19 protein-coding genes, 1 rRNA gene and 1 pseudogene are annotated in these 26096 nt (G+C 72.5%); 5 read left to right on the plus strand and 16 right to left on the minus strand.

The window, feature by feature from the left end:
- Nucleotides 1–324: 324 nt before the first annotated feature.
- The 4 genes from ald to BCL76_RS21260 form a co-directional block, all read right to left on the minus strand.
- Entirely contained in the window at nt 325–1440 is a 1116-nt protein-coding gene (ald, locus tag BCL76_RS21245; protein ID WP_109781016.1) for an alanine dehydrogenase, read from the minus strand.
- Between the two features lie 153 nt (nt 1441–1593).
- A complete protein-coding gene (locus BCL76_RS21250) occupies nt 1594–3582 on the minus strand; it encodes a tetratricopeptide repeat protein (protein ID WP_258309818.1) in 1989 nt (662 codons plus the stop codon).
- Between the two features lie 219 nt (nt 3583–3801).
- Entirely contained in the window at nt 3802–4437 is a 636-nt protein-coding gene (locus tag BCL76_RS21255; RefSeq protein ID WP_109781069.1) for an NUDIX domain-containing protein, read from the minus strand.
- Nucleotides 4438–4520: 83 nt separating this feature from the next.
- Nucleotides 4521–6158: a CTP synthase gene (locus tag BCL76_RS21260; RefSeq protein ID WP_030769506.1), complete on the minus strand. Its 1638-nt coding sequence runs from the start codon at nt 6156–6158 to the stop codon at nt 4521–4523.
- A gap of 472 nt (nt 6159–6630) precedes the next feature.
- Here BCL76_RS21260 and BCL76_RS21265 point away from each other — a divergent pair, with 472 nt between their 5' ends.
- The 3 genes from BCL76_RS21265 to BCL76_RS21275 all read left to right on the plus strand — a co-directional run bounded on the left by BCL76_RS21265 (nt 6631) and on the right by BCL76_RS21275 (nt 11585).
- Nucleotides 6631–8442: a glycoside hydrolase family 15 protein gene (locus tag BCL76_RS21265; protein WP_109781070.1), complete on the plus strand. Its 1812-nt coding sequence runs from the start codon at nt 6631–6633 to the stop codon at nt 8440–8442.
- A 102-nt stretch (nt 8443–8544) separates the two neighbouring features.
- Entirely contained in the window at nt 8545–9927 is a 1383-nt protein-coding gene (locus BCL76_RS21270; RefSeq protein ID WP_109781018.1) for an FAD-binding oxidoreductase, read from the plus strand.
- Nucleotides 9928–9962: 35 nt separating this feature from the next.
- Entirely contained in the window at nt 9963–11585 is a 1623-nt protein-coding gene (locus tag BCL76_RS21275) for a PucR family transcriptional regulator (RefSeq protein ID WP_109781019.1), read from the plus strand.
- A 430-nt stretch (nt 11586–12015) separates the two neighbouring features.
- Here the strand turns inward: BCL76_RS21275 and BCL76_RS21280 are convergent, their stop codons facing one another.
- The 5 genes from BCL76_RS21280 to BCL76_RS21300 form a co-directional block, all read right to left on the minus strand.
- Nucleotides 12016–13137 (minus strand): glycosyltransferase family 4 protein, encoded by a 1122-nt coding sequence (locus tag BCL76_RS21280; protein WP_258309819.1) that lies wholly within the window; start codon nt 13135–13137, stop codon nt 12016–12018.
- Nucleotides 13138–13342: 205 nt separating this feature from the next.
- Complete coding sequence (gene recN, locus BCL76_RS21285; protein ID WP_109781020.1) at nt 13343–15067, minus strand: DNA repair protein RecN; 1725 nt, start codon at nt 15065–15067, stop codon at nt 13343–13345.
- 107 nt (nt 15068–15174) lie between these two features.
- Nucleotides 15175–16128, minus strand: a complete 954-nt coding sequence (locus BCL76_RS21290; protein WP_258309820.1) for an NAD kinase — start codon at nt 16126–16128, stop codon at nt 15175–15177.
- A complete protein-coding gene (locus BCL76_RS21295) occupies nt 16125–16940 on the minus strand; it encodes a TlyA family RNA methyltransferase (protein WP_109781021.1) in 816 nt (271 codons plus the stop codon). The genes BCL76_RS21290 and BCL76_RS21295 overlap by 4 nt, the downstream gene beginning before the upstream one ends.
- A gap of 7 nt (nt 16941–16947) precedes the next feature.
- Entirely contained in the window at nt 16948–17226 is a 279-nt protein-coding gene (locus BCL76_RS21300) for a hypothetical protein (protein ID WP_109781022.1), read from the minus strand.
- Nucleotides 17227–17290: 64 nt separating this feature from the next.
- Between BCL76_RS21300 and BCL76_RS21305 the strand changes: the two genes are divergently transcribed.
- Nucleotides 17291–17638, plus strand: coding sequence for an alkyl sulfatase C-terminal domain-containing protein (locus tag BCL76_RS21305; RefSeq protein WP_109781073.1), 348 nt, complete (start codon nt 17291–17293; stop codon nt 17636–17638).
- A 119-nt stretch (nt 17639–17757) separates the two neighbouring features.
- On the opposite strand, the gene BCL76_RS21310 is transcribed toward BCL76_RS21305, so the two are convergent.
- Genes BCL76_RS21310 through BCL76_RS21325 form a run of 4 tightly spaced genes read right to left on the minus strand, consistent with a single transcriptional unit; the run spans nt 17758 to nt 21878 of the window.
- Complete coding sequence (locus BCL76_RS21310; protein ID WP_234319383.1) at nt 17758–18579, minus strand: ABC transporter ATP-binding protein; 822 nt, start codon at nt 18577–18579, stop codon at nt 17758–17760.
- A gap of 5 nt (nt 18580–18584) precedes the next feature.
- Nucleotides 18585–19685 carry a FecCD family ABC transporter permease gene (locus BCL76_RS21315; protein WP_109781023.1) on the minus strand — a complete coding sequence of 367 codons (1101 nt, stop codon included), beginning with the start codon at nt 19683–19685 and terminating at the stop codon, nt 18585–18587.
- Complete coding sequence (locus tag BCL76_RS21320) at nt 19682–20749, minus strand: FecCD family ABC transporter permease (protein ID WP_109781024.1); 1068 nt, start codon at nt 20747–20749, stop codon at nt 19682–19684. The genes BCL76_RS21315 and BCL76_RS21320 overlap by 4 nt, the downstream gene beginning before the upstream one ends.
- A 49-nt stretch (nt 20750–20798) precedes the next feature.
- Nucleotides 20799–21878, minus strand: a complete 1080-nt coding sequence (locus BCL76_RS21325) for an HAD-IIA family hydrolase (protein WP_109781025.1) — start codon at nt 21876–21878, stop codon at nt 20799–20801.
- Nucleotides 21879–21965: 87 nt separating this feature from the next.
- Here BCL76_RS21325 and BCL76_RS21330 point away from each other — a divergent pair, with 87 nt between their 5' ends.
- Complete coding sequence (locus BCL76_RS21330; RefSeq protein WP_181382639.1) at nt 21966–23237, plus strand: DUF1015 family protein; 1272 nt, start codon at nt 21966–21968, stop codon at nt 23235–23237.
- A 67-nt stretch (nt 23238–23304) separates the two neighbouring features.
- On the opposite strand, the gene BCL76_RS21335 is transcribed toward BCL76_RS21330, so the two are convergent.
- The 3 genes and pseudogenes from BCL76_RS21335 to rrf form a co-directional block, all read right to left on the minus strand.
- Nucleotides 23305–24147 carry a tetratricopeptide repeat protein gene (locus BCL76_RS21335; RefSeq protein ID WP_109781026.1) on the minus strand — a complete coding sequence of 281 codons (843 nt, stop codon included), beginning with the start codon at nt 24145–24147 and terminating at the stop codon, nt 23305–23307.
- A 66-nt stretch (nt 24148–24213) separates the two neighbouring features.
- Nucleotides 24214–25704 (minus strand): annotated as a pseudogene (locus BCL76_RS40515) (hypothetical protein); the annotation flags it as partial.
- A 105-nt stretch (nt 25705–25809) separates the two neighbouring features.
- Nucleotides 25810–25926 (minus strand): 5S ribosomal RNA (gene rrf, locus BCL76_RS21345).
- Nucleotides 25927–26096 lie beyond the last annotated feature (170 nt).

Below are 26096 nucleotides of genomic sequence, written 5' to 3' on the forward strand. Positions count from 1 at the left end.
GTCGTCTTACCTCCTCGGACGTGACCAGGACACTTATCGATAGGTCAGCGTGGCACCATGCCGACGGTTGGCGACTCTATGGCGTGTCACCACTCAGCGGCAACACAATCCACCGGACCCGGCACGATGTGTCGGCAACCGAACACCACTCTGTCAAGGGCGCACGAGCTGTCGCTGCGAAGTTTCGCGGGTGTGCGAAAGGGTTAAAGGGTTACGTTCGAGGCGAGTTGAGCGGGGTCCCGGGGCGCCGCGCAAACGCGACCGGCCGGACCTTGCGGGCAAGGTCCGGCCGGATACGTGAGATTGACGTCAGTCGTTGACGGGTCAGCCGAGCAGCGTGCTCAGCTCAAGGGTCTCCAGGCCGTGGGCCTCGGCGACCGGACCGTAAACGACCTGGCCGTCATGGGTGTTGAGGCCCAGGCCGAGCGCGGCGTCACGACGCAGCGCCTCGACCCAGCCGAGGTTGGCGAGCTGCACGATGTAGGGCAGCGTCGCGTTCGTCAGCGCGTAGGTGGAGGTGTTCGGCACCGCGCCCGGCATGTTGGCGACGCAGTAGAAGACCGAGTTGTGGACCATGAAGGTCGGCTCGGCGTGAGTGGTCGGACGGGAGTCCTCGAAGCAGCCGCCCTGGTCGATCGCAATGTCGACAAGGACACTTCCGGGCTTCATCTTGGCGACGAGCTCGTTGGTGACCAGCTTCGGGGCCTTCGCACCCGGGATCAGGACGGCGCCGATGACGAGGTCGGCCTCGACGACGGCCTTCTCCAGCTCGTAGGCGTTGGAGACGATCGTCTTGATCTTCGTACCGAAGACCTTGTCGGCCTCGCGGAGCTTGTTGATGTCACGGTCGAGCAGGGTCACGTGGAAGCCCATGCCGATGGCGATCTGCGCGGCGTTCCAGCCGGAGACGCCGCCGCCGATGACGACGCACTCGCCGGCGTGGGTGCCGGGGACGCCGCCGGGGAGGACGCCGCGGCCGCCGGCCGAGCGCATCAGGTGGTAGGCGCCGACCTGCGGGGCCAGGCGGCCCGCGACCTCGGACATCGGGGCGAGCAGCGGGAGCGCGCGGTTGGCGAGCTCGACCGTCTCGTAGGCGATGGCGGTGGTGCCGGACTCCAGCAGGGCGTCCGTGCACTCACGGGAGGCCGCCAGGTGCAGGTACGTGAAGAGCGTCTGGTCCTTGCGGAGGCGGTGGTACTCCTCGGCGATGGGCTCCTTGACCTTGAGCAGCAGGTCGGCGGTGGCCCAGACCTCGTCCGCGGTGGCGAGGATCTCGGCGCCGGCCGCGACGTACTCGGTGTCCGTGATCGAGGAGCCCACACCGGCGTTCTGCTCGATGAAGACCTGGTGGCCGTTGCGGACCAGCTCATGCACGCCGGCGGGCGTGATGGCGACCCGGAACTCGTTGTTCTTGACCTCGCGGGGGATGCCGACCTTCATCGTCGATCACGGTCCTTGACGTTGGGGGAATTACAGGGGCACTTCCATACATACCCGCCCACAAGAACGCGCAACGGGATGCACCACGGGATGCCGCGGTGAACCCAGTCTAATGAAGGATGACTCGCTGTCTAGCCTTGCAAACGAATAATCTCAGTCGGAAGTACTACGGATTTCGCAGGCTGCGGGGTCATCACCCAGCAATCTGTCGGCTGCGGAGCGATGCAGCCTGGCAGCTGCGGGGTCGCCCAATCTGTCGAGCGTGTCGGCCAGCCTGACCTGCAGTGCGGCCTGAAGTCGCTGGTCCCCGGCCCGGCGCGCCAGCTCCACCGCCTCGCGGCAGGTGTGCAGCGATTCCTCGGGCCGACCGGCGTACTCCTGCACCCGCGCCATCTCGCTCAACGCCTTGGCCTGGCCGGGTACATCGGCCAGCTTCCGGTAGCCCGCGGCGGCGGCCCGCCAGCTGCGCAGCGCGTCCCCGTACCGCCCCGCGTAGGTGTGGACGTTGCCGAGCCGCCCGTACAACCGGGCCTCGTCCGCGCGCTCGCCCCGCGCGAGGGCCTGGGAGAGCGCCCGGCCGAACCAGTCGGAGGCCCGGTGCCAGTCCGCCAGCTCCTGGTAGGCGCCGCCTACGGATTCCATCGCGCGGCCGGTGGCGTACGGATCCATCGCGGCCCGTCCCGCGTCCAGAGCGGCCCGGTAGCGCTCCAGGGCCTCCTGGGTCCGGCCGGTCTCGGCATCGAGGTCGGCCAGGTTCAGTAGCGCGGCGGCCTGCTCCCGGTGCAGGTTGCGGCGCTCGGCCACGTCCAGGACCAGGCGGTGCAGTCCGTACAGCTCGGGGGCGGCCCCGGCCGTGCCCCGGTGGTCCGCCAGCGCCCGGACCAGGGCCGCGACCAGCCGGCGGGCCAGGGTGTCGAGCCCGCCGTCGGCCACGGCCAGCGAGGCGGCCGCGGTGAGCGCGGGCAGCCGGGTGTCCAGCCAGGTGGCGGCGGCCCGCCGGTCGGGGAACCGCAGGGCGCGCGGCAGCCCGTCCAGCAGTTCGCGCAGGTCGTCGTCGACGGCGGCGTCCACCCCGGGCTCCTCGGCCTCGGCCATGGCCCGGCAGGAGTGCAGCAGTCGTACGGTGCGCTCCAGCATCCGGGCCCGGGCCAGCTGGACCTCGGCGGGGCGTTCCTTGGCCTCCAGCAGGGCCTGGAGCAGCGGCGCGAGGCAGCCGGGCAGCAGGAAGAGGCCGTCACGGGAGGGGCGGACGAGGCCCATCCCGGCGAAGTCGTCGAGGGTCGACTGGGCGGCGGCCACGGAGCAGCCGGCCAGGGCGGAGGCCGTGTGCGAGTCGACGATGCCGGCCGGGGCGAGCGGCAGCAGCCGCAGGGTCCGCTGGGCGGGCTGCGGCAGGGACTCGTAGACGAGCCGGAAGCCGCGGGCGAGCGGGCCGCCGGTGGTGGCGGGCATGTCGTGCAGCTGCTTGGCCACGTCGGCGACGGAGGCCTTGGGGTGGGCGGCGAGCCACCCGCCCATCAGGACGAGCGCGGCGGGCTGGCCCCCGCACTCCTCGGCGAGGGCCTCGGCGGCCCGGGGGTCGGCGGTGACCCGGGTGTCGCCGATGCGCTGGACGAGCAGCTCGACGGCGGAGGGGGTGTCGAGTCCGCCGAGGGTGCAGGGCCGGACGTCGGGGATTCCGGTGAGCGGCCCCTCGGCGGTGACCACGACGAGGCACTCGGGATTGTCCGGCAGCAGGGCGTCCACCTGCTCGGGGTCGACGGCGTCGTCGACCAGGATGACGACCCGGCGGCCTTCGAGGGCGCTGCGCAGGGTCGAGCTCAGCTCGTCCTCACCGGCTCCGGGCGGGGTGGGCCGTCCCAGGCCCTCCAGCAGGCCACGGACGGCCCGCTCGGTGTCCACGGTCGCCCCGCCGGGGGTGGTGAGCCGGGTGCGGAGCACTCCGTCGGGGTACTCCTCGGCCACCTCCTGCACGAAGGCCTCGGCGAGGGCCGTGCGCCCGGACCCCGGCCGCCCGGCGACGAGCAGCACCCGGGCCCGGGGCGCCTTGGCCTTGCGGCCGGAGAGGGTGTCGAGCCCGGTTCGCGCGATGTCCTCGCGCAGCTCCTTGAGCTCACGCCGCCGCCCGACGAAATCCGCCACGGATCCGCTCCTCTCCCTGCCACCGGATTGCGAGCGTAGTTCACGCAGAGCGACGACCCGGGTGGAGCGCGGCGGGCAAATCCCCCAATCGGATCAGCAGATGGACCTATTTTTCACGCGCCGCTCGCACAAGAGGCCCCCGACGGGCCGGCCGGGGCCGGTCGGGGCGGGTCCTGTCCGGTCCGCCCGCCGGGGCCGGCCGGACCGCGGCGACGGCGCCTACGCCTCGTACGGGCGGGCCGGCCAGGGGGCGAGGGCCGGGCGCAGGGCCTCGATGCCGCCCTCGGAGGCGAGGGCCGCGGCCAGGGCCAGTACCCCGGTCACCAGTCCCGGGTTGTGCAGCTCCCCCGCCAGGACCCCGCGGACCAGGTCCGTGAGCGGGACCCGGGCGATCTCCATGTCCGCCTCCTCCTCGGAGACCTCGTACCGCTCCCCCTCGGCCTCCGCCAGATCCCGCGCGAGGAAGATCCGGACGGCCTCGTCGGAGCCGCCGGGCGAGGTGAAGAAGTCGGCCAGCACCCGCCATTCGCCCGCCTTGGCGTGCGCCTCCTCGTACAGCTCCCGCTGGGCGGCGTGCAGCGGGTTCTCGCCGGGTACGTCCAGCAGACCGGCCGGGAGTTCCCACAGCCGGTGCCGCACCGGGTGGCGGAACTGCTTGAGGACCAGCACCCGCTGCTCCTCGTCGAGGGCGAGGACGCACACCGAGCCCGGGTGCACCTGGTAGTCGCGGCGCACCACCGAGCTGTCGGGCATCCGGACCTGGTCCGAGCGCACGGCCGTCTTCGCGCCCTCGAACGGCGTCCGGGAGGCGACGACCTCCCACGACTCCGGTGTGTCCACGATGTCGTTGCCCATGGCCATGGCCGATACCTTCCCCGAGAACGCGACAGCCGGGGCACGATCCGTGCCCCGGCTGCCTACGTTATGCGGTCAGGCTCTCACTTCGCGGACTGCTGGCGCTCCACGGCGGCCTTGACCAGGCCGGCGAACAGCGGGTGCGGGCGCGTGGGGCGCGAGCGCAGCTCCGGGTGGGCCTGGGTGGCCACCAGGTAGGGGTGCACCTCGCGCGGGTACTCGACGTACTCGACGAGCTTGTTGTCCGGGGAGGTGCCGGAGAAGACGAGGCCCGCCTTCTTCTCGAGCTCACCGCGGTAGGCGTTGTTGACCTCGTAGCGGTGGCGGTGGCGCTCGTCCACGTACGCCTGGTCGCCGTAGACCTCGCGCACGATGGAGCCCTCGGCGAGCTTCGCCGGGTACATGCCGAGCCGCATGGTGCCGCCCAGGTCGCCCGCGCCCTCGACGAAGGCCAGCTGCTCCTCCATGGTCGAGATGACCGGGTGCGGGGTGGAGGCGTCGAACTCGGTGGAGTTGGCGTCGTCGATGCCCGCGAGGTTGCGCGCGGCCTCGATGACCACGCACTGCAGACCCAGGCACAGGCCGAGCAGCGGGATCTTGTTCTCGCGGGCGAAGGTGATCGCGCCGACCTTGCCGTTGACGCCACGGTCGCCGAAACCGCCGGGGACGCAGATCGCGTCCACGTCGCCGAGCACCGCCGCCGCGCCGGCCGGGGTCTTGCAGTCGTCGGAGGTGACCCACTTGATCTGGACCCGGGCCTTGTTGGCGAAACCGCCGGCGCGCAGCGCCTCGGTCACCGACAGGTAGGCGTCGGGCAGGTCGATGTACTTGCCGACGAGCGCGACCTTGACCTCGTGGTCGGGGTTGTGGACCCGGTCCAGGAGGTCCTCCCAGACGGTCCAGTCGACGTCACGGAAGGGCAGGTCGAGCTTGCGCACGACGTACGCGTCCAGGCCCTCGGTGTGCAGCACCTTCGGGATGTCGTAGATCGACTTGGCGTCGATGGCCGCGACCACGGCCGCCTCGTCCACGTCGCACATCAGCGAGATCTTGCGCTTGATGGAGGTGGGGACGTCACGGTCGGCACGCAGCACGATCGCGTCGGGCTGGATACCGATGTTGCGCAGGGCCGCGACCGAGTGCTGGGTCGGCTTGGTCTTGAGCTCACCGGAGGGGCCGATGTAGGGGAGCAGCGAGATGTGCACGACGAAGACGTTGTCGCGGCCGACCTCGTGGCGGACCTGGCGGACGGTCTCCAGGAACGGCAGCGACTCGATGTCGCCGACGGTGCCGCCGACCTCGGTGATGACGACGTCGACGTCGTCGGTCGCCATCCGGCGGATGCGGTGCTTGATCTCGTTGGTGATGTGCGGGATGACCTGCACGGTGTCACCGAGGTACTCGCCGCGGCGCTCCTTGGCGATGACCGTGTTGTAGACCTGGCCGGTGGTGACGTTGGCCGAGCCGTCGAGGTCGACGTCGAGGAAGCGCTCGTAGTGGCCGATGTCCAGGTCGGTCTCGGCGCCGTCGTTGGTGACGAACACCTCGCCGTGCTGGAACGGGTTCATCGTGCCGGGGTCGACGTTCAGGTACGGGTCGAGCTTCTGCATCGTGACCCGAAGACCGCGCGCCTTCAGCAGCGCACCCAGGCTGGAGGCCGTCAGGCCCTTGCCGAGGGAGGAAGCGACACCCCCGGTGACGAAGATGTGCTTGGTCGTCATGGCTGTGCTCGCCAAGAGGGGGCTCCCGTGGTCGCGAAGTGAGGTGCGTCCGGCGCCGGTCACCATCGAACCGGAGGCTCTCTGGGGGCGCCGAAGCTGCGGTTTCGGGGCCCCTGATTCGCACAGGCAGACCACCGGTCCACGGGGTACCAGCCTATCAGCGCCCGGCGGGGTCCGCCTCCGGGCACGCGGCGCACACGCTCGGTGCGGGGGCGCCCGAGTGCGCCGGGGTCGCATCGTCGCTGCTCACCCGTTCGGCCCAACCGCATTCTCCACGGGATCACGGAGATCACTAGGGTGCCGTCATATCCTGCTCGGATATTGCACACATCACCGCCGGGCAGTCCGTCAGACGGCCTAACCGAGCCGATATACGGAATCATGGGCTCACGCGGAGATCCCTGCACACAGGAGACCGCGCAACCGCGCAATGCAAGCGCCCTTCGGGGCGGACGTGGCCGTTCGACTGGAGATGCACGTGTCCGGGCGCATCGAGGATTACGCACTCATCGGGGACATGCAGACCGCTGCACTGGTCTGTCGGGACGGAGCGGTGGACTGGCTGTGCCTGCCACGCTTCGACTCGCACGCCGTGTTCGCGAGCATTCTCGGCACCGAGGATCACGGGTTCTGGCGGATCGGCCCGTCGTTCCCTGCCGGCACGGAGGCCCCGCGTGCCACACGCCGCCGCTACCGCGGTGACTCGCTGGTGCTGGAGTCGGAGTGGGACACCCCGCGCGGCAAGGTCCGCGTGATCGACTTCATGCCGCCCCGCGAGGACCACGCGCCGCAGCTGATCCGCATCGTGGAGGGCATCAGCGGGCGGGTGCCGATGCGCTCGGCGCTGCGGATGCGTTTCAGCTACGGACGGGTCGTGCCGTGGGTGCACAAGGTCGACGGGCGCACCGTGGCCGTCGCCGGTCCCGACTCCGTCTGGCTGGACGCCGACGCGCAGACCTACGGCAAGGACCTGACGACGTACTCCGACTTCACCGTCGGACCGGGCGACCGGAAGGCCTTCAGCATCAGCTGGCAGGCCTCGCACCGCGACGCGCCCGAGACCCCGGACGCCGAGGCGGCCCTGGAGTCGACCACCGACTTCTGGCGCGAGTGGGTCGAGCAGTGCACGTACCACGGGCCCTACCGGGAGGCCGTGATCCGCTCGCTGATCACCCTCAAGGCGCTCACGTACGGCCCCACCGGCGGGATCGTCGCCGCGCCGACCACCTCCCTCCCCGAGGAGATCGGCGGGGTCCGCAACTGGGACTACCGCTACACATGGCTGCGGGACGCGGCGATCACCCTCTCCTCGCTGCTGCGCACCGGATACCGCGAGGAGGCCCGCGCCTGGCGCGAGTGGCTGCTGCGCGCGGTCGCCGGCGACCCGGAGAACCTGCAGATCATGTACGGGATCGCGGGCGAGCGGGAGCTCGGCGAGACCGAGCTGGACTGGCTGCCCGGCTACGAGAACTCCCGCCCGGTCCGCGTCGGCAACGGCGCCGCGGGCCAGCTCCAGCTCGACGTGTACGGCGAGGTCACCGAGGCCCTGCACCTGGGGCACATGACCGGGCTCGCCCGCAGCGACTACGCCTCGCTGCTGCAGCTCAAGCTGATCCGCTACCTGGAGACCCACTGGGACCAGCCGGACGAGGGCATCTGGGAGGTGCGCGGCCCGCGCCGCCACTTCGTGCACTCGAAGGTGATGGCCTGGGTGGCCGTGGACCGCACGATCAAGCTGATCGAGAGCGGGGACGCGGACGGCCCGCTGGAGCGGTGGCGCGAGCTGCGCGACGAGATCCACCAGGACGTGTGCGAGAAGGGCTACGACAAGGAGCGCAACACCTTCACCCAGTCGTACGGGTCGACGGAGTTGGACGCCTCCCTGCTGCTGATCCCGCAGATGGGCTTCCTGCCGCCGGACGACAAGCGGGTCATCGGCACCATCGAGGCGATCCAGCGCGAGCTGTCCACGCCCGACGGTTTCATCCTGCGCTACCCGACGGCGGGCGACGAGGCCGGCGTGGACGGCCTGGAGGGCGACGAGGGGGCCTTCCTGGCCTGTTCGTTCTGGATGGCCGACGACCTGGCGATGATCGGCCGCGTCGACGAGGCGCGCCGGCTGTTCGAGCGGCTGCTGTCGCTGCGCAACGACCTGGGCCTGCTCGCGGAGGAGTGGGACCCGCGGCTCCAGCGGCAGGTCGGGAACTTCCCGCAGGCCTTCAGCCATGTTCCGCTGATCGACACGGCCCTGCGGCTGACGGCCAGCGGGGCGTACGGCGGCTGAACGGTGGCGGCTCGCCGGGGCGCGAACTTTCTCGCCGCGCCCCGGTGATCGTCCGCGCCTACGCTGGAAGGGTCCTATGCCCTGCGGTGGAAGGGGGCAGCCATGGCTCCCCTCTCGAAGGCGGGCGCGGCCCTGACCGCGCTCCGCGAGGATCTTTCCGGTGAGGTCTTCGCCCCGGAGGATCCGGGGTACGACGAGGCCCGGACCGTCTTCAACGCGATGATCGACCGCAGACCCGCCGTCATCGCCCAGTGCGAGAGCACGGCGGACGTGGTGACGGCGGTGCGTTTCGCGAGGGAACTGGACCTGAACGTCGCCGTGCGCGGCGGCGGGCACAGCGTGGCCGGGATGTCCCTCAACGACGGTGGCCTGGTCGTGGACCTGCGGCGGATGCACGAGGTGACGGTCCATCCGGCGGCCGGGGCCGCGCACATCGAGGGCGGGGCCACGATGAGCCACCTGGACCGGGCCTGCGCACCGTACGCGCTGGCCACGACGGGTGGCCGCGCCTCCACCACGGGCGTCGGCGGCTACGTCCTGGGCGGCGGCAGCGGCTGGCTGGACCGGAAGTTCGGCCTGGCCGTGGACAACCTGCTGGGCGTGGACCTGGTCACCGCCGAGGGCGAGCTGGTCCACGCGACCGCGGAGGAGCATCCGGAGCTGTTCTGGGGGCTGCACGGCGGCGGCGGGAACTTCGGCATCGCCACCTCGCTCACCCTGCGCCTGCACGAACTGCCGGTCATGTCGATCGCGATGCTGCTGTACCTGCCGGAACGCGGCCCCGAGGTGGTCCGTACGTACCGGGACGTCATCGAGGCCGCCCCGCCCGAGGCCTCGGGCGCCGCGCTCTACATCACGGGCCCGCCCGAGGAGTTCGTCCCGCCGCACCTGGTCGGCCGGCTGCTGGCCGGGGCGCTGCTGACGTACGCGGGCCCCGAGGACGAGATGCGGGGGCTGGCCGAGCCGCTGCTGGCGATCCCCCACGAGTCGGAGATCGTGACGGCCATCCCGTACGCCGATCTCCAGTGCATGATCGACGACCCGCCGGGGATGCGGAACTACTGGTCGGCCGAGTACCTCACCGGCTGTCCCGACGCCTTCGTGGACGTCTTCTGCGCCCGCGCCGAGGCCATGCCGGTACCGACCGGCACCCAGCACCTGGTCTTCCCGCAGGGCGGCGCCATCGCCTCCGGCCCGACCGACTACCCGGTGCCGTACCGCGACGCGCCGTGGGCGGTGCACCCGTTCGGGATCTGGCAGGACACGGCCGACGACGAGCGCTGCCGGCAGTGGGTCAAGGACGTCCGCGCCGACGCCCGGCCGTGGAGCACGGGCGCGGTCTACCTCAACTTCACCGGCGACGAGGGCGCGGAGCGGGTGGTCTCGGGCCTCGGCACCGAGAACATGCGGCGACTGGGCGCGCTGAAGCGGCAGTACGACCCGGACAACATCTTCCGCTTCAACCACAACATCCAGCCCGCCTGACGATGGGGACAGGTCTGCCGGTAGCGTCCCGCGATATGGAAAACCAGGGCGGGATCACGGTTCAGCGGGCACTGGAGCTGCCGGGGCTGCGCGGCGGACTGCCGGAGGTGGTGGCCTGCGCCGACCGTCTGGGGCGGACCGTCCGCTGGGTGCACGCGGGCGAGGTCCCCAACATCGCCTCCCTGCTCAAGGGCGGTGAGTTGCTGCTGACCACGGGCCTGGGTCTCGGCACCCGGCCGGCCGAGCAGCGGGCCTTCGTACGGCGCCTCGCGGACCGCGGGATCGCCGCGCTGGTCGTCGAACTGGGCCCGCGCTTCACCCGACTGCCCGCCACGATCGTGGAGACCGCGCGCTCGGCGGGGCTGCCCCTGGTCCAACTCCACCGGGAGGTCCCCTTCGTCGCCGTCACGGAGGAGGTCCACACCGAGATCGTCAACCACCACTACGCCCTGCTCCAACGGGCCGAGGAGGTCCACCGCCGCTGTACGGAGGCCCTGCTGGGCGGTGGGGGCATCCCGCAGGTGCTGCGGATCCTGGCCGACTTCACGGGCAACCCGGTCTTCCTGGAGACCCCCGACGGGCAGCTCCTGTACGCCGCCGGCAGCGCGGCGGGGGACGCGGGGGCGGACCCGCTCCAGGTGTGGGAGGGCCTACGCGGCCAACGCGAGGCCGAACCGGCCACGAACACGGTGGTGGTCGACGTCCCGGGCGGGGGCCACGGCACGGGCTCGGTCCGGGCCCGGGTGGTCCTGGTCGGGGTCTCGGCACCGCTGCTCCCGGTGCACCGGATGGCGGCCGAACGCACGGCGGGCGTCCTGGCCGTCGTCCTGATGCAGGCGCGGCAGGAGGAGGAGCTGGCGGCGCGCGGCCGCGGTGACTTCCTGACGGACCTGGCGGAGGGCCGCATCTCGGCGGAGGACGCCCCGGCGCAGGCCCGCGTCCTGGGTTTCAAGCCGGGCGGCGGTCCGCTGCTGCCGGTGGTGATGCGGCTGGGCTCGGACCTCGGGCCGTCCGGGAACTGGGCCGTCCTGGCCCGTGCGGTGCTGGAGGAGCTGTCGTCGGTCGGCGTCCCGGTCCTGCTGGGTGTCCGCCCGGTCGAGGGCCGGGTGCCGCTGCTGGTCTCGCTGCGCGCGGAGTCGGAACGTACGGCGGTCGCGGACCGGGTGTCGGCCGCGCTGCGGGCGGGCGTCGAGCGGGCGGGCCTGGACCGGGCCGACGCCCCGCCGGCGGTGGTCGTCGGCGTGGCGGGTGGCTGGGCGGCCGCCTCGGCGGGCCTGCGGCACGCGGCGGAGACGGCCACGGCGGCCCACGGCCTGCCGGCGCGCCCCTGGTACGACGCCCGGCGCCTGGACATCGACCTGTTGCTGTGGCGGTTGCGCGAACACCCCGACCTGGCGGCCTTCGTGGACCGCGCGATCGGTCCGCTGCGCACGCACGACACGACCTCGCGGCCGCCGCTGCTGCCCACGCTGGAGACGTACCTGGCCCACGCGGGCCGCAAGGCGGAGACGGCGCGTGAGCTGCACCTGAATCGGCAGACGCTGTACAACCGGCTGGCCCGTATCTCGGAGCTCCTGGGCACGGACCTGGACGACCCGGAGACGGTCCTCTCCCTGAGCCTGGCCCTCCGCGCCCGCCGCCACGCCGGCCCTTCTTGACGCGTTCCTCGCACCGCTCGGCCCCTGAGGGCCTCGCGGGCTTCGGTCCGCTGCGCCGGACTCCGTCCGTCGATCCCGCGGCCACCGCACACCCGGCCTCGCCCGCGTTCAGGGCGCGCGGCCGGGGCTGCGTCCGCCCTTCCCGTCTCGCCGATCCTTCAGGGGCGGAGCCCCGCCTGTTCCAGCCCCGCCGGCGTTTGAGGCGCGGGGCCCGGGGCGGAGCCCCGCAGCGGCGCCGCGCCCGGCTGTGTGGCCGTGGGTGGCCCTGCGGGGCTGACCCCTACCCGCCCTTCCACCGTTTCCCGGGCCCTGCCCGGACCCGCGCCTCAACGCCGGCGAGGCTGAAAGACCAGCCCCGCCGGCGTTTGAGGCGCGGGGGTTCGGGGGCGGAGCCCCCGGGTCGGGACGGCGCGCCACCCCCGCCCGGAGGCTACCGACGGCGTTCCATCAGTTCGTCGTAGACGGACAGGACCTGCGCCACCGTGTCGTCCTCCGACGGCCACGTCGCGGCCTGCACGCGCCCCGCGGCCGCCAGCGCGGCCCGGCGGTCCGGGTCGGACAGCAGGCCGGTCACGGCCGAGGCGAGCGGCCCCGCCTCGCCCGGCGGGACCAGGACCGCGCCCTCCCCCAACAGCTCCGGGACGCCGCCCACCGCCGTGGCCACCAGCGGTACGCCCGCCCGCAGGGCCTCCTGCGCCAGCAGCGCCCGCGCCTCCCACCGGCTCGGCAGCACCGCCAGGTCCGCCGCCGCCAGCAGTTGCGCCGCGTCCCGGCGGCGCCCCAGCAGCCGTACCGGCAGTCCCTCCGCCTCGATCCGCCGGGAGAGCTCCGCCCGCAGCGGCCCCTCCCCCGCGATCACCAGCAGCGGTGCCGGGTCCAGGCCGCGCCACTCCCGCGCCGCGTCCAGCAGCACGGAGTACCCCCGGTGCGGCACCAGGCTGCCGACGGCGATCAGCAGCGGCCGTTCCACCGCGCCGAGTTCCGCCCGTACCTTGTCGGGGTCGGTCGCCGCCTCCGGTCCCGCCGGCTCGGTCGGTACCGCCACCGGGGCCAGTCGCGCATCCTTGGCGCCCCGCAGCCGTGCCACGTCCACCTGGTCCGAGGAGGCTCCGAGCACCACCGCCGCGGCGCGGGCGACGTGTCGTTCCAGCATCCGGCTGAGCCGTCCGAGCGCTCCGGCCGCCGTCGGGCCCTCGCCGTGCCAGCTCACCACCAACGGCACCCGGCGCCCCCGTATGGCCAGGGCGGCGCGCATCCCGGCGCGTACGCCGTGCGCGTGCACGAGGTCGGCTCCGGCGCAGGCGGCCCGCAGCACGCTGACCGCGTCGGGGGCGAACTGCGCCCCGGCACCGGTGAAGTCGTACTCCCCCTCCGCCTGGACGGGCGCGCACACCGTGACCCGTACCCCGCGCGCGGCGAGGCCGGTCGCGAGCGACCGTACGTGCGCGCTGCTGCCCGCGCCCGCACCGGTGCCGAGTACTTGCACGGTGCGCAGCGGCGGCCGGCCGTAGGGCTGGGCCGGGAGGGAGGTGGAGACCGGGGAGCTGCTCACGGGCCGAAGCTCCAGGGTGAGGGAGTCAGAGACGTCGCCAAGGATGCCAGTCCGCACGCGCGTTCCGGGACCATACGGGTGCGGATCCCGTACGAGATACCGCAGGACGCGCCTCAGCCTCACCCACACGGACTATCCCTTCGCCGTACCGGGTACGGCGAAGGGCTCGGAACGCCGAGCGTTCCGAGCCCCACCGTCGTACGTTTCACGCGTCCGCGCGCGCCGCGGCCAGCAGTTCCTCGGCGTGTGCCCGCGCCGAGACCGAGTCCTCGTGGCCGGCCAGCATGCGCGAGAGCTCACGGATACGGTCCTCGCCCTCCAGGACGGTGACCCCGGAGCGCGTGACGGATCCGTCGTTGGTCTTCTCGACGAGCAGCTGACGGTCCGCGAAGGCCGCCACCTGCGGCAGGTGCGTGACGACCACGACCTGCGCCGACTTGGCCAGCTTCGCCAGCCGCCGGCCCACCTCGACGGCGGCCTTGCCGCCGACGCCCGCGTCGACCTCGTCGAAGAGGTAGGTGGGTACCGGGTCGGAGCCCGCGAAGACGACCTCGACGGCGAGCATCACCCGGGACAGCTCACCGCCCGAGGCGCCCTTGGCGATCGGTCGCGGCTGGGCGCCCGGGTGCGGGGCCAGCAGCAGTTCGACCTCGTCCGCGCCCGACGGGCCGTAGGCGACGGGGCGGCCGTCCACGTCCACGCCGTCGGGGTCGTCGGACTGCCGGACGTCGATGGTCACGCGGGCGTGCGGCATCGCAAGCGAGGCCAGCTCCTCCGTCACCGCGGAGGCGAAGCGGGTCGCCGCCTCCACCCGCGCGTCGGTCAGCGCCTGTGCCAGCAGCGACAGTTCGCAGCGCAGCCCGTCCCGCTCCGCGGTCAGTTCGGTGATCCGCTCGTCGTCGCCGTCCAGTTCCAGCAGCCGCGCCGCGCCCTGCTGGGCCCACTCCAGTACGGCGTCCACGGTGCCCTCGGAGCCGTACTTGCGGGTGAGCTGCGTCAGGGCGGCCCGCCGCTCCTCGACCGCGGCCAGTCGCAGCGGATCGGCGTCCAGGTCGTCGGCGTAGCCCGCCAGCTCCCCGGCCACGTCGGACAGCAGGATGCCCAGCTCCCCGATCCGTTCGGCGAGCGCGCCGAGGGCCGGGTCGTGGGAGCGTACGGATTCCAGGGCCCGGTGGGCGCCCGCGACGAGCATGTTCGCGTCGATGGCCTCCGGGTCCTCGGGGTTGCCCGCGAGCGCGGCGTGCGCCAGCTGCGCCGCCGAGGCCAGCGATTCGGCGTGTCCCAGGCGCTCCGCCTCGGCCGCGAGCTCGGTGTCCTCGCCGGCCACCGGCTCCACGGCCGCGATCTCGTCCAGCCCGAAGCGCAGCAGGTCGGCCTCCTGGGCCCGTTCCCGGGCCCGGGTGGTGATCTCCTCCAGCTCCACGGCGACCGCGCGGAGCCTGCGGTAGGCCGAGCCGTACTTCTCCAGGGGGACGGCGACGGCGTCCCCGGCGTACCGGTCGAGGGCCTGCCGCTGCCGGGCGGGGCGCAGCAGCCCCTGCTGGTCGGTCTGCCCGTGCACGGCGACCAGGTCGTCGGCGAGTTCGCCGAGCAGGCCGACGGGCACGGAGCGGCCGCCGACGTGGGCGCGCGAGCGGCCCTCGGCGGACACGGTCCGGCTGATCAGCAGGGCGCCGTCGTCGAGCTCGGCCCCGGCCTCCTCGGCGCGTACGGCGGCGGCGGCGTCCGGGCGCATGACGATGCGGCCCTCGACCACCGCGGCCTTGGCCCCGATCCGTACCAGGGCCGGGTCGGCGCGACCGCCGAGCAGCAGCCCGAGGCTGGTGACGACCATCGTCTTGCCCGCGCCGGTCTCGCCGGTCACCGCGGTGAATCCGGGCGACAGCTCGACCACCGCGTCGTCGATGACCCCGAGCGACCGTATCCGCATCTCCTCAAGCACGGGACGACGATACCGAGGTTTCATGGGTGCCATGTGACGTCACCCGTTCCGAGTTGTTCGAACGGATATGCTATTAGAGTGGTGTGAGCTGCGCCTCAGTGCGGCGCCCCACGCCAACCCGACACCGGCAGCGCGAACTTGGCGACGAGCCGGTCCGTGAAGGACGCGTGGTGCAGGCGGGCGAGCCGCACCGGAACGGCACCTCGCCGTACCTCGACCCGCGCCCCGGCGGGCAACTCCAGCGTGCGCCGCCCGTCGCACCACAGCACGCCGTGCGGAGTACCGCTCTGCACCTCGACCGCCAGCACCGAGGTCGGCGAGGTCACCAGGGGCTTCGCGAACAGCGCGTGCGCGCTGATCGGCACCATCAGCAGCGCCTCCACCTCCGGCCAGACCACCGGCCCGCCCGCGGAGAAGGCGTAGGCCGTGGAGCCCGTCGGAGTCGCGCAGACGATCCCGTCGCAGCCGAAGCCGGTCACCGGGCGCCCGTCGATCTCCAGGACCACCTCCAGCATCCGCTCCGGGGACACCTTCTGGACGGCGGCCTCGTTCAGCGCCCAGTCCCGGTGGAGCACATCGCCGTTCGTCCGCACGATCACGTCGAGGGTCATCCGCTCCTCGACCTCGTACGAGCGCGTCACCACCCGGTCCACGACCTTGTCCAGGTCGTCGCGCTCGGCCTCGGCGAGGAAGCCCACCCGGCCCAGGTTCACACCCAGCATCGGCACCCCCGAGGCACGCGCGAACTCCGCGCCCCGCAGCAGGGTCCCGTCACCGCCGAGCACGATGAGCAGCTCACAGCCGTCGAGAGCCCCCGGGGTGTACTCGGTGACCAGCTCCACCTCGGCGGGCAGCGGCAGGTCCACCGCCTCGTGCTCCATGACGCGCACGCCCAGCCCGCATCTCAGCAGACCCTGCACCACCAGCTCGGCGCTGCGGATGGCCGCCGGCCGTCCGGTGTGCGCGAGCAGGAAGACCGTCCGCCCTTCCCCCGAAAGTCCGGAACCCGAAGTCGAAACCGATCCCGCTGTACCCGATGAATCTGTCACTGCGGCCCCTCCGCCACTGCACGGTCAACATCCGCCGGGTCGAGTGCCGGTGCCCCCGCCCGCAGCCACAGAAAGTACTCGACGTTCCCCGACGGCCCCGGCAGCGGACTCGCCGTCACCCCGAGAACACCCAGTCCGAGCTTCCCCGCCTGCGCCGCGACCTCGCGCACGGCCTCGGCCCGCAGCTCCGGGCTGCGCACCACGCCGCCGCTGCCCAGCCGGTCCTTGCCGACCTCGAACTGCGGCTTGACCATCAGCACCAGGTCCGCGTCCGGCGCGCAGCAGCGCACCAGCGCCGGCAGCACCAGACCGATGGAAATGAAGGACAGGTCCCCGACGACCAGGTCGACCGGCAGCCCGTCGAGCTGCTCCACCGTCAGCTCGCGCACGTTCGTACGGTCCTTGACCGTGACCCGGTCGTCGCTCTGCAGCGACCAGGCCAGCTGCCCGTAGCCGACGTCCACGGCCATCACATGGGCCACGCCCGCGCGCAGCAGCACGTCGGTGAACCCGCCGGTGGAGGCGCCGGCGTCCAGCGCGCGGCGACCCTCGACGGCCAGCCCCTGCGGCCGGAAGGCCGCCAGCGCGCCGGCCAGCTTGTGGCCGCCCCGGGAGACGTAGTCGGGATCGCTGTCGTCCGCGCGGACCACCAGGGCCGCGCTGGTCTCCACCTGGGTGGCCGGCTTGGTCGCGGTGGTGCCGCCCACGGTCACCCGGCCCGCGGCGATCAGCTGCGCGGCGTGCTCGCGCGAGCGGGCCATGCTGCGGCGTACCAGTTCGGCGTCCAGGCGGCGGCGTGCCACTCCTGCCACGTTCGGTTCAGCTCCTGTTTTCGTACGGTCCGGGGACGGGCGGTGCGTCCAGCGCGGTCAGCGCCTCACGCAGCCCCCGGTGCACATCCTCGTACACCTCGACGTGTCCGTCCGCCGCGAGGTGGTCGGCGGCCGCCAGGCGCGCCAGGTGCGCGTCCACGCCGGCGTGGCCGGTGGGCGTGCGTACGACGCCCAGCGCCACGGGCCCGGCGGCCTCGGCGGGCTCGGCGGGCTCGGCGGGCTCGGCGGAGGCTTCGACCGGGGGGTCGGCGGCTTCGTCGGTCATGCCCCGACGCTACCCCGAAGCGCCCCGCGACCACGCATGGCTCTGCGGTACGGTCGTGATCACGATGGCTACGATCCAGGAGTGCCGTGAAGCACTCGACAACCTCTCCGGCAATCTCGCACGGGCCGACGACGGCGTGCGCGGCGCGGCCGCGTTCGACCGCTCCCTGAGCTGCCACATCACCGACCTGGACCAGACGTTCACGGGCCGCCTCGACACGGGCCGGATCCAGGTGGACGCGGTCGCTCCGGGCCCGCCCGCGAAGAAGGCGCAGATCCGGCTCGCGATGACGGGCGACGACCTCGTGGCCCTGGTCGCGGGCGAGCTGAAGTTCGCGAAGGCCTGGGCCTCGGGCCGAGTCAAACTCGAAGCCGGCTTCCGCGACCTCCTCCGCCTGAAAAGCATGCTCTAGCGCCCTTCCACCCCGCCGGCCGTACTTCAGCCCCGCCGGCGATTGAGGCGCGGGGGTCCGGGGGCGGCGCCCCCGGCAACGGTGCCGCACCGGCAGCGAACCGCCACCCGGGCCGGAGGCTACTCCGCCCGGGCCACCACACGGGCCTTGCGCGCCGCCGGAACCACCAGCGGCGTCCCCGTCTCCGGATCCGGGATCACCTGGCAGCGCAGCCCGAACACCTTCTCCACGAGCTCCGCGGTGACCACCTCCGCCGGCGGCCCCTCCGCGACGACCTTCCCGCCCCGCATCGCGATCAGATGCGTCGCGTACCGGGCCGCGTGGTTCAGGTCGTGCAGCACCGCCACCAGCGTCCGCCCCTGCGTCTCGTGGAGCTCCGCGCACAGGTCCAGCACGTCGATCTGGTGCTGGATGTCCAAGTACGTCGTCGGCTCGTCGAGCAGCAGCAGCGGCGTCTGCTGGGCCAGCGCCATCGCGATCCACACGCGCTGCCGCTGCCCGCCCGACAGCTCGTCCACGGCCCGGTCCGCGAGCTCGGCGACCCCGGTCGAGGCCATCGACTCCTTCACGACCCGCTCGTCCTCGGCCGACCACTGCCGCAGCAGCCCCTGGTGCGGGTACCGGCCGCGCGAGACCAGATCGGCCACCGTGATGCCGTCGGGCGCGATCGAGGACTGCGGGAGCAGGCCCAGGGTCTTGGCGACCTTCTTCGCGGGCATCGACCCGATGGCCTGCCCGTCCAGCAGCACCCGCCCGGTGGACGGCTTCAGCATCCGCGACAGGGCCCGCAGCAGCGTGGACTTGCCGCAGGCGTTGGGACCGACGATCACCGTGAAGGAGTTGTCGGGGATCTCCACCGACAGGTTCTCGGCGATGACCCGCTGGTCGTAGCCGAGGGTCACGTTCTCCGCGGTCAGCCGCTGCACTTGCGTACTCCTCATCAGGTTCATATACGTCCCGCCTTGCGCTCGGTGACGAGCAGCCAGAGCAGGTAGACACCGCCGACGAGGCCGGTCACCACGCCCACCGGCAACTGGTCGGCGCCGAAGGCCCGCTGCGAGGCCCAGTCGGACACCATCAGCAGCACCGACCCCATCAGGGCGGCGTTCATCAGGTTCCCGCCGGGCGAGCGGGTCAGCCGCCGGGCCAGCTGCGGCGCGGCCAGCGCGACGAAACTGATCGGCCCCGCCGCGGCGCTGGCCGCGGTGGTGAGCAGGATCGCCGCGAGCATCAACAGCAGCCGCGTCCGCTCCACCCGCACCCCGAGCGCGTAGGCGGCGTCGTCGCCCATCTCCATCATCCGCAGGGCCCTGCCCTGCCCGAGGACCAGCGGGAAGAGCACCGCGCACACGGCGAGCAGCGGCCACACCTGCGCCCAGTCCCGGCCCGCCAGCGAACCGGTCAGCCAGACCATGGCCCGGGTGGCCTCGATCAGCTGGGCCTTGGTGATCAGGTACTGGATCGCGGCGACGAGCATGGCGGAGGCGCCGATGCCGACCAGCACCAGCCGGTAGCCCTGGATGCCCTGCTTGTAGGCGAGCAGGTAGACGGCGGCTCCGGCCAGCAGACCGCCGACCAGCGCGCCGACGGCCACCTCGGTGGCACCGCCCTTGAACAGGATGATGACGACGAGCGCGCCGACCGCCGAGCCGTAGCCGAAGCCCAGCATGTCCGGGGAGCCGAGCGGGTTGCGGGAGACCGACTGGAAGACGGCTCCGGAGATCCCGAGCGCCGCGCCGACGAGCAGCGCGACCAGGACCCGCGGCAACCGCAGGTCGTTGACGATGAAGTCGGTGGCGGGGGTGCCGTTGCCGAGCAGGGTCTGTACGACGTCCCACGGCGCGATCTCGAAGTCGCCGGTGCCGATGAGGAGGACGGACATCGCGAGCACGGCGACGGTCAGCAGGACCCCGGAGGCCAGGGCGCGCCGCTCGACGCGCAGCGACACCCCGCCGGGCAGGTGCAGCGGACGGGGGCCGGGCCGGCGGCCCTTGCGGGGCGTGTCGGTCGCGGTTGCGGTCGACGTCTCGGTCGCGGTCGCGGTCACAGCTGGGCCATCCTCTTGCGCCGAACCAGGTAGATGAAGACCGGGCCGCCGATGAGCGCGGTCACGACGCCGACCTGCAGTTCGGCGGGCCGGGTGACGACCCGGCCGACGATGTCGGAGCCCAGCAGCAGGGCCGGCGACAGGACGGCCGAGTACGCGAGCACCCAACGCATGTCGGGACCGGTGAAGGTCCGCACGAGGTGCGGAACCATCAATCCGACGAACACGATGGGCCCGCACGCGGCGGTCGCCGCACCGCACAGCAGGGTGATGGCCACCATGGCGCAGATCCGGGTCCGCGTCAGGTGCGCGCCGAGCGCCCGCGCGGTGTCGTCGCCCATCGCCATCGCGTTGAGCGGCCGGCCCAGCGCCAGCGCGAGCACCGCGCCGACGAGCAGGAAGGGAGCCACCTGCCGGACGGTGTCCATGTTGGCCGAGGCCAGCGAACCCACCGTCCAGAAGCGCAGTTTGTCCAGCGCCTTGCTGTCCATCAGCTGCACGGCGTTGATGTAGCCGACGAGCGCGGCGCTGGCCGCCGTACCGGCGAGCGCGAGGCGCACCGGGGTGGCGCTGCGGCTGCCGCCGAGCACGTACACGAGGACCGAGACGAAGGCGGCGCCGAGGAAGGCCCACCACACGAACTCGCTGAGCGAACTCGCGCCGAAGAAGCTGATCGCGGAGACCACGGCGGCCGCGGCGCCGGCGTTGACGCCGAGGATGCCGGGTTCGGCCAGCGGGTTGCGGGCCAAGGCCTGCATCACGGCACCGGACAGGCCGAGTCCGAGCCCGACCATCAGCCCGAGCAGGGTGCGCGGGATCCGCAGGTCCCGTACCACCACGTCGTCGGGCGTGCCCGCGTAGGAGAACAGGCCGTGCCAGACCGCGTCCAGGGACATCTGCTTGGCGCCCACGGCGATGCTCACGACGGCGATCAGTGCCAACACCGCGAGGGCGGCGAGCAGACCGGCGGCGCGTGCGGCATGGCGCGGGCGGGCTACGGCGGCGTCGGCGCCCTTCTCGGGCGCCGCGCTCCGTTCGGGTTCAGGGGGACTCTCGACCAACACGCAGGTTAGGCTAACCTACCTTCCGCACGGGCGGGTCCCCCGGACCGCCCTAAAGACCCAGCCTGGCCAGTGCCTTCGCCGCGTCGAGCGTGCAGACCCCGTCGCCGGCCGCCGTCCAGGCCGCCGCGCACAGCGCCCGCAGCCCGTCGAGCGGATCGCCCGTCCCCCCGGCCTCCGTAACCTCCTCGTCGGCCCCGCTCTCCGCGTTCTCGCGCAGCTCCAGCACGCCGCCGTTCGTCGCCACCGCCGTCCAGCCGCCACAGCGGAAGCCCTCCGCGCACGGCTCCACCTCCGGCTGCCCGGTCAGCAACCCCCGCAGATCCCGGTCCACATAGGTCGGGCGGTGCCTGGGCTCGGCCCGCAGCAGCTGCTCGGCGTCGGTGACCCCGGTCAGCACCAGCAGCGAGTCCACCTCCCCGTTGAAGGCGCCCTCGATGTCGGTGTCCAGCCGGTCGCCGACCACCAGCGGTCGCTCCGCCCCGGTCCGCAGCACCGTCTCCCGGTGCATCGGGGGCAGCGGCTTGCCCGCCACCTGCGGCTCCGCGCCCGTGGCGATCCGTACGACCTCCACCGCGGCACCGTTGCCCGGCGCGATCCCGCGCGCCCCCGGAATCGTCAGGTCGGTGTTCGACGCGAACCACGGCACCCCGCGGTTGATCGCGTACGAGGCCTCCGCGAACCGCCCCCACGGCAGGTCGGGACCCCCGTACCCCTGGACGACCGCCGCGAGCCCCTCCTCCTCGGCCGAGTCCACCGGCACCAGACCCCGCTCGCGCAGCGCGACCCGCAGCCCGTCCCCGCCGATCACCAGCACCTTCGACCCGGGCTCCACCTGTTCCGCGATCAGCCGGGCCACCGCCTGCGCCGAGGTGATCACCTCGGCCGCCTCCGTCGGGATGCCCAGCTCACCCAGGTGCTCCGCGACCGCGTCCGGCGTCCGCAGCGCGTTGTTCGTGACGTACGCGAGGTGCATCCCGTCCGCCCGGGCCGCGGCGAGGGACTCCACCGCGTACGCGATGGCCTCACCGCCCGCGTACACCACCCCGTCCAGGTCCAGGAGGGCGGTGTCGTAGGCCTGGTGCAGACTCTGCTCGCTGGCCGCGGGACTGGTCCTGCTCTGCCGGGTCATCCTGTCCGCTCCTCATGAGATCGACCTTGTCCGATTCCGTACTGCCCCGATCATCCCGCATGGCGAGACGGGTCTTACGATGCACCAATGACCACTTCTGGTATCGCGGAGCATGGGCTGCGCCTGATCCCGTTCCATGGCCTGCGTTACGTCGCCGAGCGTGTCGGCAGCCTGGCCGCCGTCACCTCGCCGCCGTACGACGTGGTCGTGCGCCCCGACGGAGTCGACCACCTCGAATCCGCCGACCCGCACAACATCGTCCGCCTGATCCTCCCTCAGGCGGGTACCCCGGCCGCGCGCAACGAGCAGGCCGCGCGCACTCTCCACGACTGGCTCGCCAAGGGCATCCTCAGCGCCGACCCCGAGCCCGCGCTCTACGTGTACGAGCAGCGCCGGGCCGGCCTGCTCCAGCGCGGCATCATCGGCGCCCTCGCCCTGTCCACGGCCGACGCCGGCATCGTCCTGCCGCACGAGGACGTCATGCCGGACGTGGTCACCGACCGGGCCGGCCTGATGCGGGCGACCTCCGCCAACCTCGAACCCCTCCTGCTCACCTACCGGGGCGAGGACCCCGGTACGGGAGCGGCCGCTGTCGTCGAACGGACCGCCGGACTCGACCCCCTCCTGTCGACGACCACCGAGGACGGCTTCCAGCACCGCCTGTGGGCGATCACGGATCCGGCCGAACTCGCCGCCGTCACGGCCGACCTCAGCCACCGCCAGGCCCTCATCGCCGACGGCCACCACCGCTGGGCGACCTACCTGCGCCTCCAGGAGGAGCACGGCTCCCCCACCGCCTGGGACTTCGGCCTGGTCCTCCTCGTGGACACCGCCCGCTACCCGCTCCAGGTCCGCGCCATCCACCGGATGCTGCGCCGCCTCCCGGTGGCGGACGCCCTCGCCGCCCTCGACGGCCACTTCCGCGTCCGGCCGGTCGACGGACCGCTCCCGCTGGCCTTGGACGCCCTCGCGGACGCCTCGGAACGCGGCAACGCCTTCCTGATCGCCGGTGACGGCGCCTTCCATCTGGTCACCGACCCCGATCTGGCGCTCCTCGACACCACGGTCCGCCACGACCGCCCCGAGGCCTGGCGCCGGCTGGACGCCACCGTCCTGCACGCGACCCTGCTCGACGCCCTCTGGCACATCCCGGACACCCCCGACCAGATCACGTACATCCACGACGCCGCGTCCACCGTGGCCATGGCCGAGCGGCACGGCGGTACGGCGGTGCTGCTGCATCCCGTACGCGAGGAAGTCGTACGGGACCTGGCCCGCCAGGGCGTCACCATGCCCCGCAAGTCCACGTCCTTCGGACCGAAACCGGCCACCGGCCTGGTCCTGCGCGGCCTGGACTGACCTCCTCCGGACATGAAGAAGGGCGGTACCCCGACCGGGGTACCGCCCTTCTTCATGTCACCGTGGCTCAGGCCTTGTCGTCCTCGACGTCGGCGTCGGCGTCGGCCGCGGACTGCTCCAGCGGCTCGTACTCCTCGTCGTCCTCGTCGTAGTACTCGGCGACGTCGGAGGCGCGCTCGGCCGCGGCGATCTCCGCAGCGTCCTGACCCTCGTCGTCGTCCTCGTCCTCGTCGCGGTCTTCGTCCTGGTCCTGGTCCTCGGCGAGGTCGGACAAGTCGATCGAGGCGTCGACGAACTCGACACCGTCGAGCTCCGCGAGACGGTCGGACGCGTCGGTGGACCCGTCCTTGTCCGCCTCGAGGGTCTTGGCGAACCACTCGCGCGCCTCGTCCTCACGACCGGCCGCCAGCAGGGCGTCGGCGTAGGCGTACCGCAGGCGCGCGGTCCAGGGCTGGACGGAGCTGGAGGCCAGCTCCGGGCTCTGCAGGGTCACGATGGCGGCTTCGAGCTGCCCCTGGTCCCGCCGGGCACCGGCCGCGACCAGACGCATCTCGACCTGACCGGCCTTGTCCAGCTTCTGCACCTCGGGCTCGCCGGCCATGGCCAGTGCCCGCTCCGGACGGCCGAGGCCGCGCTCGCAGTCGGCCATGACGGGCCACAGCTCGACGGAGCCGGTCATGCGCTTGGCGGCACGGAACTCCGCGAGGGCCTCGCTGTACTTCTGCGTGGCGTACGCGGCGAAGCCGGCGGCCTCACGGACGGCGGCGACGCGGGAGGCCAACCGCAGGGCGATGCGCGAGTACGCGTACGCCTGCTCGGGCTCGTCGTCGATCAGCCGCGCGACCATGACGAGGTTCTTGGAAACCTCTTCGGCCAGGCCCTTGGGCAGGCTCAGCAGCTCCTGACGCACATCGGCGTCGATCTCGAAGCCGGTGACGTCCTCGTCGATCGGAAGCCGCTTGACCGGGTCCCGGTCACGGTCCGCGCGGAAGTCACGGTCGCCGCCGCGGTCATCGCGACCACGGTAGCCACCACGGTCACCACCGCGATCGTCACGGCCACCACGGAACCCGCCACGGTCGCCACCGCGGTCGTCGCGGCGCGGGTAGGACGGACGGTCGCCGCCACGGTCGTCACGGCCACCGCGGAATCCACCACGGTCGTCGTCACGGCGCGGGTACGAGGGACGGTCGCCACCGCGGTCGTCACGACGGAAGCCGCCGCCACCACCCTGGGGACGCCCACCACGGTCGTCATCACGACGCGGGTAGGACGGGCGGTCCCCGCCACGGTCGTCGCGGCGCGGATAGGACGGACGGTCGCCGCCACGGTCGTCACGGCCGCCGCGGAATCCACCACGGTCGTCGTCGCGACGGGGGTACGAGGGACGGTCCCCGCCACGGTCGTCGCGACGCGGGTAGGACGGACGGTCGCCACCGCGGTCGTCACGACGGAAGCCGCCGCCACCACCCTGGGGACGGCCACCACGGTCGTCATCGCGACGGGGGTAGGACGGACGGTCTCCGCCACGGTCGTCACGGCCACCGCGGAATCCACCACGGTCGTCGTCACGGCGCGGGTACGAGGGACGGTCGCCACCACGGTCGTCGCGACGCGGGTAGGACGGACGGTCCCCACCGCGGTCGTCACGACGGAAGCCGCCGCCACCACCCTGGGGACGGCCACCGCGGTCGTCATCACGACGCGGGTAGGACGGACGGTCCCCGCCACGGTCGTCACGACGCGGGAAGCTGGGACGGTCGCCACCACGGTCGTCACGGCCACCGCGGAATCCACCACGGTCGTCGTCGCGGCGCGGGTACGAGGGGCGGTCGCCACCGCGGTCGTCGCGACGCGGGTAGGACGGACGGTCCCCACCACGGTCATCGCGACGGAAGCCGCCGCCACCACCCTGGGGACGCCCACCACGGTCGTCATCACGACGCGGGTAGGACGGACGGTCCCCACCACGGTCGTCACGACGGAAACCGCCGCCACCACCCTGGGGACGGCCACCACGGTCGTCATCACGACGCGGGTACGAGGGACGGTCCCCGCCACGGTCGTCACGACGCGGGAAGCTGGGACGGTCGCCACCACGGTCGTCGCGACGGAAGCCACCGCCGCCGCCGGCACCACCGGAAGGACGGCCACCACGGTCGTCGTCACGGCGCGGGTAGGACGGGCGGTCGCCACCGCGGTCGTCACGGCGGAAACCGCCGCCACCACCGCCGGCGGGACGTCCACCGCGGTCATCGCGACGGAAGCCGCCACCACCGCTGGACGGCCGGCCACTGGCACCACGGTCGTCACGACGGAACGGGGGACGGTCGCCACCACGGTCGTCACGGCCCCCGCGGTAGCCGCCCCTGTCACCGCCGTCGTTGCGCCGAGGCTCGCGCTCCGGACGATCGTCGGGAGAGTTGGACATGGGTGTGACTCCTGTCTTCGGGGTACCGCTAGTCATTCTCGCGCAACCAACCCATGGCCGCGCTTCGGCGTAAAGAGGTGAAAAACAAAAAGGACCCTTGGTCCAGCGTTGAACGCTGGACCAAGGGTCCTTTGAAAGATTGTTCGGCGGCGTCCTACTCTCCCACAGGGTCCCCCCTGCAGTACCATCGGCGCTGAAAGGCTTAGCTTCCGGGTTCGGAATGTAACCGGGCGTTTCCCTAACGCTATGACCACCGAAACCCTATCGGTTTCGAGCGAACAAGCACACTTTGTAGTTATGTTCTAGCTCTAGAAACCAGCAACTGTTCGTTGCTTCAGAACTAACACAGTGGACGCGAGCAACTGAGGACAAGCCCTCGGCCTATTAGTACCAGTCAGCTTCACCCGTTACCGGGCTTCCACATCTGG

The organism is Streptomyces sp. CG 926 (assembly GCF_003148825.1).
In the GTDB taxonomy this organism is placed as follows: domain Bacteria; phylum Actinomycetota; class Actinomycetes; order Streptomycetales; family Streptomycetaceae; genus Streptomyces.